Here is a 15,016-nt window from a genome sequence, read left to right as displayed (position 1 = left end):
TCAGAACCCAGGTCCTAAATTATTTAATCATCTTTTGAAATTTATCAAATTCAGACTTTGTTTTTACAAATTGATCAGTGTTAATTTTCAAAAAGAAAAGTGGGTCCATTTTCTCATCAATTATGAAAATTCGTTCATCAAAGATCACCGTTTCAATAAATTCCTCATTAGGATATACCGTAAATTGAAGAAATTGTTCATCAGTCTTTATTTTTAATTGGAACCCCATCAAAAGGCCCAGTTCTTCATCTTTGTTCAAAAACCCTGTGAGATTAGCGCGAATGGAAGGGTTGTCTTTTATCTGATCATAGTTATTTTGAGTGTCAATTATACATGCAAAGGGTTTTCCACGAAGATGTAAAATAACAGATTTGTGAGTAGGTACAAAATCTTCAGTATTATTCATTTTATCTAAAGGCATACTCTATCAAAGAATTACAGTATTGTTAAGTATCACGATTTTTCAATAAATTCATGAGTAATCTAGATGATTCAATTGGAAAAATCTTACTAGAATTGCAAAAAGATGATCCTGAAACATTTACAAAATTGATGAAAAAAGCACAGGAAGAAAATCCAGAATTATTTAACGATACAGATGTCGAAAATATAGAGATAGAAGAGTACAACAAAAAAGTAGAAGAATACAACAAGTCTATTGATGAAGAATAATTTTTCATAATAACCTCCGATTTTAAACTAAACTAATCCAAATGAACTCCTTGAGTTACAAATGTCTTATTTGCAATGTCGTGTTAGGAACTCCTAGAAAATTAGAGGATCATTTACAAATCGAGCACAAATGGGGCAAAAAACGAGAAATTTAGGCACAAAAAGAAGTTTTGCAAAAGAATTGATTTTTTAATGAATGATCAAAATATGAATTATTGAATTTCCTGTCAAAAAAGGTTCTAGACTTTCAAAAAAAGAAGCTTATATCAGCAGAAGAAACTTTGCAAAAACATATTCGTGAAATGGAGAAACTTCAAAAAATTAAGAATGTAGATAATGTAAAAGAACTTGAAAATTCAAAAAAGATGGTAAAAATATGGACAGACAATATTGAAAAAATCAAAAAGGAAATTAAAAAAATAGAATCAAGGTAATAGAAGGAAAAAATTATGAAGTTCAAAAAAGATTCAAAATCAATTGAAGAGAATTCAGAATTAAGAATACTTGCAGAATATAATAGAAGATTCAAGCAAATGAAAATTACTCAAAAAAAGGCTAACAAATTACGAGATATGGAGATGGATAAAGAAGCAGAAAAATTTCAAGAATTGGTAAAAATGTTACTAAGAGAGATTGAGGCATATTATAGAAAATATCGTAAAGTATTGACAAAGTATGGAACGTTACCAGAGCCACCATTAGAAGTTGAAATAACCAATGAAGAAAGAAACATTGCAACTGCATGGAAAAATGCTCATCGCAAAAAATACGGGATATAAAAAAGGAAAAATTTAGGAGTTATTGTAATGAATAATGAACGTCGCAAAATAGAACAGTTCCATTTGGCAAAGTTTTTGCAGTAATAGAGTGACCGTCTTCTAATCCTTTACCACATACATAGCACTCTACTTTACTTACAGAAGTTAGAATGCGTTGTTTTTTGAGAATCTGCATATCCTGCATAATTCTTCGATTTACCCCCTGCATGGTAACTATACTACGATCAACTATCCTATAAAGGTACCGTACTATACGGTAACCAGTTTGAGCCTAAAAACAAGTCAATTTAGACAAAAATTCTCTCAATAGAAATTACTTTACAATTTAAATAATAAACCAGTAGAATTTTGTCTATGGGTGGACACCTTTGGAAAGACTCAAGCAAAAGTAATACCCCTAGATTTATCTGAAAACCAATTTCAAATTTACAATAAAATTTCAAGAAATTATTCTCATTCATTTCTCTTTGAATCACTAACTGGTCCAGAGGTACTAGCTGAAACTTCTGTAATGGGGTTTGACCCCAAAACAATTCTCAAAGGATATACAGATAAGGTAGAAATAATTCAAGACGGAGAAACAAAAACGATTCATACAAGTAATCCATTTTTAGAATTAAAAAAATTACTTGGAAAATCAGATGATCAAAGTTATAGATATCTTGGAGGGGCAGTAGGAGTTGTAAATTATGATGCAATTAGAATGGTAGAAAATATTCCAGATAGACACAATTCACCTCAACCACTAATGGAATTTGGAATTTATGATGACGGGTTATTATACGACAATTTGCAAAAAAAATTGTTTTATTTTTATCACGATGAAAACAGATTTGATAAATTAATTATGAGCAATGATGAATTTGGTGAATTTCATTCAAGTGAAGTTACACCAAATATGGATGAAACAAAATTCTCAGATATTGTTAACAAAGCAAAAGAATACATTCACGATGGAGACATATTTCAAGTAGTATTATCTCGTAAATTTGCATTTGATACAGAGGGAGATAATCTTACACTATACAAAACGTTACGTAAACTAAATCCATCACCATACATGTATCATCTAAAACAAAGTACCAAAACAATCATTGGTGCATCACCGGAAATGTTAGTAAGAATCACAGATGATAAAGTAGAAACATTCCCTATTGCAGGAACCAGAAAAATTACTGATGATGAAGAGAAAAATAAACAATTAGCAGATGAATTGATTCATGATGAAAAAGAACTAGCAGAACACACAATGCTAGTTGATTTGGGAAGAAATGATATTGGTCGAGTCTGCAAATACGGCACAGTTCATCCAGAATCACTAATGGAGATAAAGCGGTTTAGTCATGTTCAGCATATTGTTAGTCATGTAGTAGGTAATTTGGCACCTGAAAATGACATGTTTGATGCATTTCAGGCAGTATTTCCAGCAGGAACAGTGTCTGGAGCACCCAAAGTTAGAGCCATGGAGATTATTGATGAATTAGAGACAGAGTCTAGGGGCCCATATGCAGGTGCGGTGGGATATTTCTCATATAACGGATGTTGTGATTTTGCAATTGCAATTAGAAGTATATTCATCGAAGATGGGAAGGGTTTTGTCCAGTCAGGGGCAGGAATTGTTTCAGACTCCATACCTGAAAATGAGTTCAAAGAAACGGAGCACAAAGCAGGTGCAATGCTCCAAGCATTAAAGGAGGCATCATCATGAAATTTTTAATCATAGACAATTATGATTCATTTGTTTACAACATTGCACAGTACCTAGGAGAATTAGGAGTGGATTGTGATGTGATCAGAAATGATAAAATCACATTAAAAGAGATTCAAGAAAAAAATTATGATGCAATAATTATTTCCCCAGGTCCAGGAACACCAGAAGACAAAAAATACTTTGGAGTATGTAGTGATGTAATCAAGAACATGGGTTCAAACACACCAATATTAGGAGTGTGTCTAGGACACCAAGGAATAATTGATGCGTTTGGCGGTAAAGTAACTAATGCAGGATGTGTAAGACATGGAAAGACAAGTCCTGTTGAACATGTGGATTCAAAATTATTCAAAGATGTAAAAAATCCATTTAGAGCTACACGTTATCATAGTCTAGTCGGAGATAAAACCATTATTCCAGAAGTTCTAAAGGTTACAGCTACTGCATCAGATGATGGGGAAGTTATGGCAATAGAACATAAAGACTATCTAATTCAAGGAGTGCAATTTCACCCTGAATCAATTATGACTGAAGATGGTAAGAAAATTTTATCCAATTTTATTGATCAAGTAAAGGAGAAACAAAAATGATTACAGATTTGATATCAAAACTACAAGAAAAAACGGACCTCACATATGAGGAAATGAATCAAGTGATGACAGATGTTCTTTCGGGAAATACAACTGATTCACAAAACGTCGATTTTCTATCAAATCTAGCAGACAAAGGAGAAACAGATGACGAATTATTAGGAATGCTTGACAAAATGCAAGAATTTTCATTGAAAATTGAGCCAAAAAATACAGGGACAATCATTGACATGTGTGGTACGGGAGGAGACAAACTACAGACATTCAACATATCGACTACAGCATCATTTGTTGTGGCTGCAGCAGGAGGAATTGTCGCAAAGCACGGAAATCGCTCTAGTTCAGGGATTTCTGGCAGTGCAGATATTTTTGAGTATTTTGGGTATGATTTGGATTTAGAGCCATCTCAAATTGCAGAAGTTTTAGAAAAACACAACATCTGTTTTATGTTTGCACAAAAATTTCATCCTGCAATGAAACATGTTTCAGCAGCAAGAAAGCAATTAGGAAAAAGAACTGCATTTAATTTACTTGGTCCATTATCCAATCCAGCTGGAGTAAAAAATCAACTGGTAGGAGTATTTTCAATTGAATACTTAGACAGACTACCAATGATATTGAAAAGAAAAGGTGCAGAAAATATTATGACAGTACGTTCAGATGATGGAATGGATGAATTCTCCACCAGTTCTACTAACAGAGTATGTATTTCAAGAAATGACAAAGTTTTGATGAATGCAATTGATCCTGAAGTTGTAGGATTGCATAAATCATCATTAAAAGATATTCAGATCCAAACTAAAGAGGATGCAATAAAATCATTTGTAGGAGTTTTGAACAATACTGCAAACCAGGCAATGATTGAAACAACTGCGCTTAATGCAGCAGGAGGGTTAATTGTTGCAAATATTTCAAATAATTTTGAAGAAGCAGTAGAACTTGCATTAAACACAATTAAAGATGGTAAAGCATTTTCAGTATTAGAGAAATTTGTGCAAGATACAGGAGACATTTCAAAATTAAAGGAGATTACTGATGGCTGAAAATATTCTTAGAAAACTAGTAAACAATTCACAAATGGCAATTGATGATGGAGTGTATGAAGTTGAATCAAATTTAGAAAAATCAAACAAAGATTTTATTCAAATTATCAAGACTAGTGCGCATGCACCACTACTCACAGAAGTAAAGTTTTCATCTCCATCTCTAGGCAAGATAAGGACAATTACTGACCCTGTAAGCATAGCATCTCAAATGATTGCAGGAGGTTCAAAGGCACTATCAGTACTAACACAACCACATCTATTCAACGGATCACCAGAATACTTCATGAAGGTAAGACAGGCAGTAGATGTTCCAATGCTAATGAAAGACATCATGATCGAAAAAGTTCAGATTGATGCAGCAAAAAAGATTGGAGCAGACTTTATGTTAGTGATTCAATCATTATTTGATCAAAATTATCTTAAAGATATTGATGAGTTTATTGCATATGGCCACAAACAAGGTCTACAGGTTTTGCTAGAAGTACACACAAAGCAAGAATTTGAAAATGCATTAAAAACAGAAGCAGATTTGATTGGAATCAACAATAGAAACCTAGACACTTTAGAGATTGATCTAAAAACAACTGAAACGATATTATCCGGAGTAGACAAATCCAGACCCATATTATCTGAAAGTGGAATAGATACACCTGAGGACATCCAATATCTAAAAAAGTGTGGAGCAGATGCATTTCTAATAGGATCAAGCATAATGAAAAGTGATAACATTGAAGAACAGGTAAGAAAATTGGTGAATGCGTATTGAAATATCCAAAAAATGGCAGATTCGGAGAATTTGGAGGAAAGTATATTCCAGAAACTCTAGTTCCAGCAATCGAAGAGTTAGAGGAAAATTATCTAAAATTTAAAAATGATAAAAATTTCAAAAAAGAATTAGATTACTATCTCAAAGTGTATGCAGGTCGTCCAACTCCACTATATTATGCAAAAAACCTATCAGAGAAACTTGGAGGTTCAAAGATCTATCTAAAAAGAGAAGACTTGTTGCATGGAGGAGCTCACAAGATAAACAATACACTTGGACAAGCACTTCTTGCAAAAAAAATGAAAAAGAAAAGAATCATTGCAGAAACGGGGGCAGGTCAGCACGGAGTGGCTACTGCCATGGCATGCGCAGCATTAGGAATGAAAGCAGAGGTGTATATGGGCTACAAAGACACCATCAGACAAAAACTAAACGTATTTCGAATGAATTTACTTGGCTCAAAAGTTCATCCAGTAAAATCAGGTTCAAAGACACTCAAAGATGCAATCAATGAGGCAATCAGAGATTGGATTACAAATGTAGAGACCACATACTATTTGCTGGGTTCAGCAGTTGGACCTCATCCATATCCAGTTATGGTCAGAGATTTTCAAAGTGTAATCGGAAATGAAATAAAATCACAGATGAAGAAACTAAACAAAACACCAGATAGTGTTATTGCATGTGTTGGAGGGGGATCAAATGCAATTGGTACATTTTATCCACTAGTTGATTCTAATGCAGAAATTATAGGTGTAGAGGCAGCAGGACACGGATTAAAATCAAAGAAACATTCTGCAACATTATCGGCTGGAAGTAAAGGAGTTCTTCACGGAATGATGACATACTTGCTTCAAGACAAAGAAGGACAAATTACAGAAACACATAGCATCTCAGCTGGATTAGACTATCCAGGAGTTGGACCTGAACATTCGTATTTCAAAGATACTAAACGAGTAAAATATCATTCAGCAACAGACACAGAAGTGATTGATGCATTTTTAATGTTAACAAGAACTGAAGGCATCATTCCAGCTTTAGAATCAGCTCATGCAATCGCTGAAGCAATCAAAGTTGCAAGAAAGGGTAAAAAATCAGAATCAATTGTAGTTACACTTTCTGGAAGAGGAGACAAAGACGTAGAAGAAGTGCAAAATTATTTGAGTAAAAATGTCAAAGATTAAAGAAAAGTTTGCAGAGTTGCAAGAAAGAAAAGAAAAAGCCTTAATCTCATACATCATGGCAGGATTCCCAAATGAAAAATCAACCATTTCAGTTGTTAGGGGATTGGTAAAGGGAGGAGTAGACATCATAGAACTAGGATTTCCATTCTCAGATCCTCTAGCAGACGGACCTGTTATTCAAAATGCAAGCACGATTTCCCTTGAAAAAGGTACAAAGATAGACAAATTTTTTGCACTAGTGAAAAAAATCAGAAAAGAAACAGACATTCCTCTAATATTGATGACATATACAAACATCCTATACCATAAAGGATACTCAAAGTTCATAGCAGAAGCAAAGAAAGCAGGTATTGATGGATTTATTCTACCAGACATGTCAATAGAAGAATCAAAAGAGTATCTTCAAGCTGCAAAAAATAATGCAGATACAATATTTTTGATATCGCCTAATACAAGTAAAACTAGAATTCAAAAAATTGCAAAGGCATCATCGGGTTTCTTGTATCTTGTTGCAGTGTATGGAACAACAGGAGTAAAAACAGGAATCAAAAATTACACCATAGAGGCAATTAAAAATGTCAAAAAACAGACCAAAGGAAAAATTCCAATTGGTGTAGGGTTTGGAGTATCAACACCAGAAGATGTGAAAAAATACATCAAAGCAGGAGCAGATGGAGTGATTGTCGGTAGTGCATATTTGAAATTAATTGAAAAAACACCTCAAAATAAACTAGAATCAAAAATAGCGTCATTTACAAAATCACTCAAAAAGCAAACATTGCAGAAAAAATAAGAACCGTCTAAGTAAGGCGGCCAAGTTTACAAACTGGCATAGAGGGGAAACTCAATTTCAGTTATGACCACCTACTAGATGTTCTCAAAGTACTAGTGTGAAAGAAAAATAAAAAACGCACGTTCTAAAAAATTAAAAAATGTCCAAAAATCAAGAGATAATTTTACATGTGTATAGTTTTAAAAATTAATTATTTTTCATCTGATTCGTCTGGCTCATTTGCCTTGTCTCTTACTTTTTTCATAATACAGAATTTTGCAAGAGTTTTCTTAAATCCCATAAACAAGATACACAATTAGGTAACTTAAGCATATTGATAGAATCTAATCAAAAGAAGAATCAAAACTTGTGATTTTTGTGAATATCTTCCCCACAGTGAATGCAAAAAAATGAGCCATTTTTTGACCAATAGTGTTCACAATTGGAATTATTCATGTTTTAGATGGTTTTTTATGCATAAGAGAGGACTAGTCCAAAACATCAAACATCAGAAGAAAAAGATTTGATCTAATTAAAAATCAAGAAATACGGTCTAATTTTGCATCAAGGGAATTAACCTGAAAGACCAGATTTCTTACAATATCATCAATGGCATCAGTTTGTTTTTGAGAGGGTTTGTCTGCTTCACCTGCCCAATCAAGCATGGCATCAAATATGGAACGAACCTGTAGCGAATCATCATACAAAGCATCTATGCTGATTAATTTTTTCTTGGTATCATCTTTAGGATAAATCATCAAATGTCCATCATTTAAAATCAGAAATTGTTGAGAGTCTATTGCATCTGCAAAATCAGCTAAAAATAGACCTCTAATGGCATTTTTTAATTTTGGATTATATTGCATTTTGTTGCAAATTTTTTTGAGAATTTGGCTCAAGGTAGTATTTTCATCAAATCCACCTTTGAGTTTACTAGAATCAATTATTATTTTTAGAAATTTTTCAAAGACTTTGAGATGAGACTTGATGTAAGACATTATAGAATAAACTACAAAGAGTATTACTTCATCGCGTTTTGTTTCAAAATCATCTAATTTTTTTATAGTTTCAGCAAATGTATGAGAAAAACTTTTTTGAAAATCTATAAAATTTCGAAAGAACTGTTCATCATGATATTCAGGATTAAAATGGTATAGCCCCCTTTTCTCAATATCATTTAGAATAACTAGTGTAGCCCTATAGTTTGAATCATTATACACCACAAAGTTTCTGAATTTTGTATGAACTTAAGTTTTTGATTTACATCAAACGTTCATTTTTTAATTTCTGTTTATTTCTATAAACGATCAGATGATAATTGATGATTTGTTTCAATTTTTCTTCTACAGTTAATTGATCAGCAGTTGCAATACTGAGGAATCCAAGATAGTCATTGTCAGTTAGTTTAAGGCGAATCTCTCTCACCAGACAAGTTAGTAGAATTGAGGCTAAAAGAGAGGGTTATTGTGAAAAATATTCATCTCATAGTAAGCAAACTAGTCTTTTTTGAAAAGATTATGATTGAGATAATAGAGACTGTAAGAATCAAAAGAGCAATTCCTCCAAATTCAGGAATGACCTTAGAACCCATTATCTTGATTTCTCGAGAATCCTTGTCAATTGGAATGACTAATTGAGTTGCAGTATTGCCACTAATGGTAGAATCAGATTCAAAATCAACCATATTTCCATTAACCCATACGGTAGTTGGATTATCAATGAGTTCTTTAGGCAAAGTTATTGTAATTTCATCATTATTGCTTTCACCAGTAAGAGTAAATGTCAAAGTTCTTTCATCAGGATCCACATGAACGGTATTAGCCAAATATGCATCTAAGAAATATTTTACCTCAAATCCTACTCCATCATCAGAAAACCCAGATGCTATTCTATCTATAGATTTGACACTTCCAGGATCCAATACCACATGAACAACACCATTCATCCATGGGTGGAGACTGCAATAATAATAGAAATCGCCAAGATCATTGAATTGTCGGGTATAAGATTTCCCTGCGGTGAAAAACCCACTATCAAACAAACCATCTTCTTCAAAATCACCAGTCTCAATACTTGATGCAGAAACTGAAGTTATAGTATGAAAAGCAGTGTCAGCATTAGACCAAGTTATGGTATCTCCTGGAAAGACAGTTATCTCACCAGTTGTGACACCAGTATCTTTTTGAGACCAGAAATAAGGGTAATTTTCATCAGATGCCCCTGAAGGGATTTTAATATCATAACTTGCAGCAAAAGCAAAACCTGAACCTACAATCAACATTGCAATCAAAGGTAAAACAGCAAGCGCAACTTTCATAGAATTCATACAACATTATACTATTTCAACCAAACCATGATCGACAAAACATACAAAAACCCGATAATCGTTTCATTAATGTGCAGACGAAGTTTATTTTTGTCACAGGTGGTGTGATGTCTGGCCTTGGAAAAGGCGTAACAACTTCCTCGATTGCAAAATTATTACAATTAGCAGATCAAAAGGTTTCATGTATCAAGATAGATCCATATCTGAATTATGATGCAGGAACCATGAATCCAGTAGCTCATGGTGAAGTGTTTGTCACAGATGATGGAGGAGAATGTGATATGGATATTGGAAACTATGAGAGATTCCTAAATCAAGACATTCCAAAAAGCCACAATATTACAACTGCCCAAGTATATTCTTCAGTAATAGAGGCAGAAAGAAAAGGAGAGTATCTAGGAGCATGTGTCCAAATTATTCCCCATGTAACTGATGAGATTAAAAACAGGATTAGAAAAATAGCCGAAGATGAAAAACTTGATTTTCTAATTGTAGAGTGCGGTGGAACAGTAGGAGATATTGAATCACTGCCATTTTTAGAGGCATTAAGACAGATGAGAGTCGAGGAGGGACCACAAGGAGTAATTTTTGTTCATGTAACATTAGCACCTTCACTTGATGTTGTTGGAGAACAAAAAACAAAACCTACACAGCACAGTGCACAGGAATTAAGAAGAATCGGTATTCAACCAGACTTTTTGGCAGTAAGATGTACATTGCCATTAGAAGAAAAAACAAAAAAGAAAATTGCAATGTTTACAAATGTCACTGCAAAAGATGTTTTATCATGTCATGATGTAAAATCAATCTTTGAAGTTCCACAAATGTTGTATGACCAGGGCATCATGGATTCAATATTTACCAAGTTTGGAATAGTTGGAATGGTTAACGCATCTGCAAATTGGGACAAGTGGAATGCAATTGCACAAAATATGGTAAATCATGAGGACCAAAAAGTAAAGATTGCAATGGTTGGAAAATATGTGACGCTGGCAGATAGTTATGTGAGCGTAAATCATGCACTAAAACACGCAGGGGCACAAATGGGAAAATCAGTAGATATTGATTGGATTGATTCAGAATTAATTACAGATTATTCTATTTTATCAAACTATGATGGAATTCTAGTTCCAGGAGGATTTGGAACTAGAGGTTCAGAAGGGATTATTCAAACTGCAAATTATGCACGAGAAAACAACATACCATATCTTGGGATATGTTTTGGATTCCAGTTAGCAGCAATTGCATTTGGAAGAAATGTTATGAAATTAGAGGATGCAAACTCTACAGAGATTAAACCTGATGCAAAAAATCCAATTGTAGATTTACTTCCAGAGCAAAAAGATGTTTCAGACATGGGAGGATCATTAAGGCTAGGAGCAAATGATGTAATAATCAAAGAAAACACAAATGCTCAAAAAATCTACGGTACCACAACAATCAGCAAGCGCCATAGACATAGATATGAAATTAACAAAGAGTACATTCCAGAATTTGAAAAAAATGGATTGATATTTTCAGCAGACAGTGACAATGGCAAAAGAATGGAAATGTTAGAAATTCCCAGTCACAAGTTCTATCTAGGAGTACAATTTCACCCAGAGTTTAACAGCAGACCAGGATTTCCTGAAGAAGCATTTGCAGCATTTATCAAGGCAGCATCTGAAAAATAATCAGAACTTAAGGTAAAAGAATTTCAAATCTAGCACCATGGGTGTAGTTTTTTGCAATCCAAATTTGTCCTCCATGGGCCTCAATAATTCCCTTACAAATGGACAAGCCAAGTCCAGTTCCTTCATGCGTAATACCTTCAGGAGTATCTAATTGTTGAAATTTTTCAAAAACTAATTCATGGTGTTCTCTTGGAATACCTATACCGTTATCTTCAATGCTGATTAGAGTTTGACCAACATTATCGACATCTAATGAAACGGTGATTCGACCATCTTCTTTTGGAATAAAGTCAATTGCATTTTTGATAATATTTGAGATAACCTGAGAAATACGTTTAGAATCACAAGAGATTTTTTTAGATTTTTTTATTTTTAATTCTAAACGTGCTCCATGGGATTCAACAGAATCTTTCATAGATGCCACAATTTTATTTAAAAGAATAACTGGATCAACTTCTTCTTTTGATAGTTTCATATTGTTTCTGTCTAATTTTTTAAGATCTGAGAAATCAGACAATAAAGCATTGACCTGCTCAGAACTAGCCATAATTTGTTCAATTTTTTGTTTTTGTTTTAAAGTTAAAGGACCATCCTTTTGTGCCAGCAGTAGTTGACATGCTAAAAGAATTGGAGTTAATGGATTTTTTATCTCATGGCTTACCATTGATACTAGTTCATCTTTTTGTTTGTCTATCTCTTTGAGTTCCACAATCTCTTTTTCACCTTTTGAAATTCTACCGGCAAACATTGTTAGAATAAATCCTGCAAAAGTACCAAACCCAATTACTACAGGAATTATGGTTTCATATACGAAATAAAGTGATTTTAGATTCTTTGCTTTGCCCAACAATGTTTTTTGAGAAAAATCTGTGGGTTCATCCCACGCTTCCAATACCACAACTCTTTCTCCATCAACTAGAGCATAATCAGTAAATTCTTCTTTAAATGAGACATCCAATCCAGTTATTGGTTCAATGTAGTTTGTAGCGCGATAATGTTCCCAAATTTGCTCTTCAAAATCAGGATAAGCATCAGAGACATCAAAGATTTCTTCACCTTCAAACTTGTAAACAGGGACATCATCAAGAACAGCCTCCTCAACAAAATGATACTCCATTACGGTTCCACCAATATCATAAACCAAGTAATCTCGTTTCTCAACATGAGGAGGGAATGTAAAACGGCCATCTTTTTCCAAGTATTCACGAGTGTTTTTGTCTACCCATTCATCAAATTCCACTATCCAAAAACTTTCATCAGTTAGAATGTCTGTATAGTCATATGTTGTATGTACTCGTAGTTCATTACCACTTTTTGCAACTATATCCCTATCCCATTGAAATAACATTTTGGTAGGCTCAGATAATTCACCTCCAATATAATCTGCAAATTGAATCATACCTACATTTTCAGCAGTAATTTCCAAAATATCAGGAGTGGTTAACAGTTCAGGAGTTATAGCAAAAATCCAAATCAAAAGAAATGAAAGCCCCATTCCAAGAACAACAAACGGTAGTTTTTGCATTTTGACTTACTCATTCAATTTTTGAAATCTCATAAATTTTTTGTCTAGCATCACGAATAGAGACTTTCTTTTTGACATATCCTTTCTTTAGTAAATGACTCAATGCTAATCTAACAGTTCTATCAGGAAGAAGAGTTTTGTTTGCTAAATCTTTTTGAGTTAATGCACCCTCATACTCTAAAGTTTTCAAGAGCAACTTAGAGCTTGGAGGCATGCTGAGTAGTTCTTCGGCCAAATGAACTTTTTTTGCCAATGCAGAAATTGCAGTAGAGTCTTTTTTTAGACGAATTATTTTTGCAGGAGGAAAGAATTGAGTACATTCAACGGTTTTGTTTACTTTGTATCTATCCAAGCCATCTAAAACCACTTCACAGTGCAGCCTTGCAGAGATATCATCAATCTCAATTGAGCTATCATTTGAAACGATAATTGGTCTTCTTGTAACATCAAGGGAATTTACTGAAATGATTTCAAAGACTGCAGAGTCTTGGAACAGTACAGGTCCACCAGCAGACATGGAATAAGCTGAAGAACCAATAGGAGTTGAAACAATTATTCCATCACTATTATCGTGCCATACTTCCTCACCATTTACACGCAAAGTGTGTTCCATTAACATTGCACTTCGAGATGAAAACACTGCAACATCATTGAGAACAGGATAGACGTTTTTACCATCAATCTTTACGCCAAGACGAGGAACTTCTTCAATTGTGTATTTTTGTTTTTTTAAAATATTGACATATGATGCAAACTCTTTAAGATCAATTTGTGCTAAAAATCCGCTTGATTCACCCTCACTAATTCCCAAAATAGGTAATGTCGAGTCAAACGTTCTATGAAAATAATTGCGAACACCCTTGTCACCACCTAAAACAATAATGCAATCAGCAGGTTTGCTCTTGGATTTTGTAATTGTGAATGATTTGATTCCAGCATCATCTAGTATTTTTTTTACATACTTTGCCGCATTACTGGTAGAACCAGTACCATAGATTCCTATTTGCATAGAATAGGCATTTGAAATGCCTCAATAAAAGAATAATGTGCCTACAAGTCTCGAAATTTTACCAGATTGTAAAAGTAAGAGGCATTATTTTGAATGGTTCCTTTTCGAGGGATTTTTTGCAATCCAACATTTTTTGAGTCAAGTGCAGCCTGGGCAGCACCACCAGCAAAACACAGTGCCCACAAAAAGTCCTTTTCTTTAAGCATTGTACAACAAAATGCTGCACAGAAAATATCACCAATACCAGTAGTATCATGAATCTCTTTGTTTGGTAAAGTTATAGAATATACTTTGTCTTTTACCAACAATGACACTTCAGTTTTATTTGTAAAAAGAACATGTTCTGCACCTTTTTTTTGAAGAGCCACCATCATTTCATCATGAGTTCCAGTAACTAGTTGTTGTGCTTCTTCGGGATTTACTTTTATTGCATTAACATTAGTCAAATCAATATCATTTTTTTGTAATGAAACATTATTTTGAGAATCTTTTTCTCGTAGAAACCCTTGAGGGTCAATAAATAAAAAATTTGAATCATCTTTAATTTTTTTTAGTGTTTCATTTGTAATTTCATGATAAATTGGACTTACAAGATGTCCGTCTGCTTTTGTGCTTGAGTACTCTATAGGATCACATTGATTTTCAAGTTTCAATGTTCTATCAGAACCATTAATTGATATTGCAAACTTTGTCGTGTTTTTCTCAGATTCAGAATTTATCAGATTTATTTTATTATCAGAAAGGTATTGTTTTGGAAAATCATTTCCAAATTTAGTATACAAATCAACATCAAATTTGAATTCACGTGCAGTCAATCCACAATAACATGCAGACCCTCCAATTTGTTCATAATTATTATCATCAATAGTAATAGTATCAATTGCACAATGAGCAAAAATAGCTAATTTCATTTCTCTTCATCAAAGGATAACAGATTTAGTTTTTTGCATTATTTTTATCAAA

17 protein-coding genes are annotated in these 15,016 nt (G+C 33.5%); 10 read left to right on the top strand and 7 right to left on the bottom strand.

Translation table 11 applies throughout. The features are described 5' to 3' along the window. Nucleotides 1-19 precede the first annotated feature (19 nt). Nucleotides 20-421 (bottom strand): hypothetical protein, encoded by a 402-nt coding sequence (locus Nisw_RS00170; RefSeq protein WP_141975436.1) that lies wholly within the window; start codon nucleotides 419-421, stop codon nucleotides 20-22. A gap of 53 nt (nucleotides 422-474) precedes the next feature. On the opposite strand from Nisw_RS00170, the gene Nisw_RS00165 reads away from it, so the two are divergent. From Nisw_RS00165 to Nisw_RS00155, 3 genes are all read left to right on the top strand, one after another. Beyond that, nucleotides 475-672 carry a hypothetical protein gene (locus Nisw_RS00165; protein ID WP_141975434.1) on the top strand — a complete coding sequence of 66 codons (198 nt, stop codon included), beginning with the start codon at nucleotides 475-477 and terminating at the stop codon, nucleotides 670-672. Between the two features lie 281 nt (nucleotides 673-953). Beyond that, the gene (locus Nisw_RS00160; RefSeq protein ID WP_255430782.1) at nucleotides 954-1,106 is read left to right on the top strand and encodes a hypothetical protein; all 153 of its coding nucleotides are present in this window, start codon (nucleotides 954-956) and stop codon (nucleotides 1,104-1,106) included. 15 nt (nucleotides 1,107-1,121) lie between these two features. Beyond that, entirely contained in the window at nucleotides 1,122-1,451 is a 330-nt protein-coding gene (locus Nisw_RS00155) for a hypothetical protein (protein WP_141975430.1), read from the top strand. Between the two features lie 19 nt (nucleotides 1,452-1,470). On the opposite strand, the gene Nisw_RS00150 is transcribed toward Nisw_RS00155, so the two are convergent. Beyond that, nucleotides 1,471-1,659 carry a hypothetical protein gene (locus Nisw_RS00150; protein ID WP_141975427.1) on the bottom strand — a complete coding sequence of 63 codons (189 nt, stop codon included), beginning with the start codon at nucleotides 1,657-1,659 and terminating at the stop codon, nucleotides 1,471-1,473. 150 nt (nucleotides 1,660-1,809) lie between these two features. Here Nisw_RS00150 and Nisw_RS00145 point away from each other — a divergent pair, with 150 nt between their 5' ends. The 6 genes from Nisw_RS00145 to trpA are packed head-to-tail and all read left to right on the top strand — an operon-like array spanning nucleotide 1,810 to nucleotide 7,541. Further along, nucleotides 1,810-3,159 (top strand): anthranilate synthase component I family protein, encoded by a 1,350-nt coding sequence (locus Nisw_RS00145; protein WP_141975425.1) that lies wholly within the window; start codon nucleotides 1,810-1,812, stop codon nucleotides 3,157-3,159. Next, on the top strand, nucleotides 3,156-3,752 hold the full coding sequence (locus tag Nisw_RS00140; protein WP_141975423.1) for an aminodeoxychorismate/anthranilate synthase component II: 597 nt from the start codon (nucleotides 3,156-3,158) through the stop codon (nucleotides 3,750-3,752). Before Nisw_RS00145 ends, Nisw_RS00140 begins: the two co-directional genes overlap by 4 nt. Continuing rightward, nucleotides 3,749-4,795, top strand: coding sequence for an anthranilate phosphoribosyltransferase (gene trpD / locus Nisw_RS00135; RefSeq protein WP_141975421.1), 1,047 nt, complete (start codon nucleotides 3,749-3,751; stop codon nucleotides 4,793-4,795). The genes Nisw_RS00140 and trpD overlap by 4 nt, the downstream gene beginning before the upstream one ends. Then, nucleotides 4,788-5,564, top strand: a complete 777-nt coding sequence (locus Nisw_RS00130; RefSeq protein WP_141975419.1) for an indole-3-glycerol-phosphate synthase — start codon at nucleotides 4,788-4,790, stop codon at nucleotides 5,562-5,564. The genes trpD and Nisw_RS00130 overlap by 8 nt, the downstream gene beginning before the upstream one ends. After that, nucleotides 5,561-6,748: a tryptophan synthase subunit beta gene (trpB, locus tag Nisw_RS00125; RefSeq protein WP_141975417.1), complete on the top strand. Its 1,188-nt coding sequence runs from the start codon at nucleotides 5,561-5,563 to the stop codon at nucleotides 6,746-6,748. The genes Nisw_RS00130 and trpB overlap by 4 nt, the downstream gene beginning before the upstream one ends. Continuing rightward, the gene (gene trpA, locus Nisw_RS00120) at nucleotides 6,735-7,541 is read left to right on the top strand and encodes a tryptophan synthase subunit alpha (RefSeq protein ID WP_141975415.1); all 807 of its coding nucleotides are present in this window, start codon (nucleotides 6,735-6,737) and stop codon (nucleotides 7,539-7,541) included. Before trpB ends, trpA begins: the two co-directional genes overlap by 14 nt. A gap of 518 nt (nucleotides 7,542-8,059) precedes the next feature. Here trpA and Nisw_RS00115 read toward each other — a convergent pair. Both Nisw_RS00115 and Nisw_RS00105 read right to left on the bottom strand, forming a co-directional pair. Then, a complete protein-coding gene (locus Nisw_RS00115) occupies nucleotides 8,060-8,743 on the bottom strand; it encodes a hypothetical protein (protein WP_141975413.1) in 684 nt (227 codons plus the stop codon). 254 nt (nucleotides 8,744-8,997) lie between these two features. Continuing rightward, nucleotides 8,998-9,837, bottom strand: a complete 840-nt coding sequence (locus Nisw_RS00105) for a PEFG-CTERM sorting domain-containing protein (protein WP_141975411.1) — start codon at nucleotides 9,835-9,837, stop codon at nucleotides 8,998-9,000. 116 nt (nucleotides 9,838-9,953) lie between these two features. Here Nisw_RS00105 and pyrG point away from each other — a divergent pair, with 116 nt between their 5' ends. Next, nucleotides 9,954-11,519 (top strand): glutamine hydrolyzing CTP synthase, encoded by a 1,566-nt coding sequence (gene pyrG / locus Nisw_RS00100; RefSeq protein ID WP_370510669.1) that lies wholly within the window; start codon nucleotides 9,954-9,956, stop codon nucleotides 11,517-11,519. 7 nt (nucleotides 11,520-11,526) lie between these two features. Here pyrG and Nisw_RS00095 read toward each other — a convergent pair whose 3' ends face one another. From Nisw_RS00095 to Nisw_RS00085, 3 genes are read right to left on the bottom strand one after another with little or no spacing between them, the layout of a single operon-like run. Further along, on the bottom strand, nucleotides 11,527-13,044 hold the full coding sequence (locus Nisw_RS00095; RefSeq protein WP_141975407.1) for a porin PorA family protein: 1,518 nt from the start codon (nucleotides 13,042-13,044) through the stop codon (nucleotides 11,527-11,529). Nucleotides 13,045-13,054: 10 nt separating this feature from the next. After that, the gene (locus Nisw_RS00090) at nucleotides 13,055-14,053 is read right to left on the bottom strand and encodes an NAD(+)/NADH kinase (protein WP_141975405.1); all 999 of its coding nucleotides are present in this window, start codon (nucleotides 14,051-14,053) and stop codon (nucleotides 13,055-13,057) included. A gap of 41 nt (nucleotides 14,054-14,094) precedes the next feature. Beyond that, nucleotides 14,095-14,964, bottom strand: a complete 870-nt coding sequence (locus Nisw_RS00085; protein ID WP_141975403.1) for a PfkB family carbohydrate kinase — start codon at nucleotides 14,962-14,964, stop codon at nucleotides 14,095-14,097. Nucleotides 14,965-15,016: the final 52 nt, after the last annotated feature.

It is taken from the genome of Candidatus Nitrosopumilus sp. SW, assembly GCF_006740685.1.
Taxonomy (GTDB): domain Archaea; phylum Thermoproteota; class Nitrososphaeria; order Nitrososphaerales; family Nitrosopumilaceae; genus Nitrosopumilus.
The sequence above is the reverse complement of the archived record's forward strand: the minus strand, read 5'-3'. Positions and strand labels throughout refer to the sequence as shown.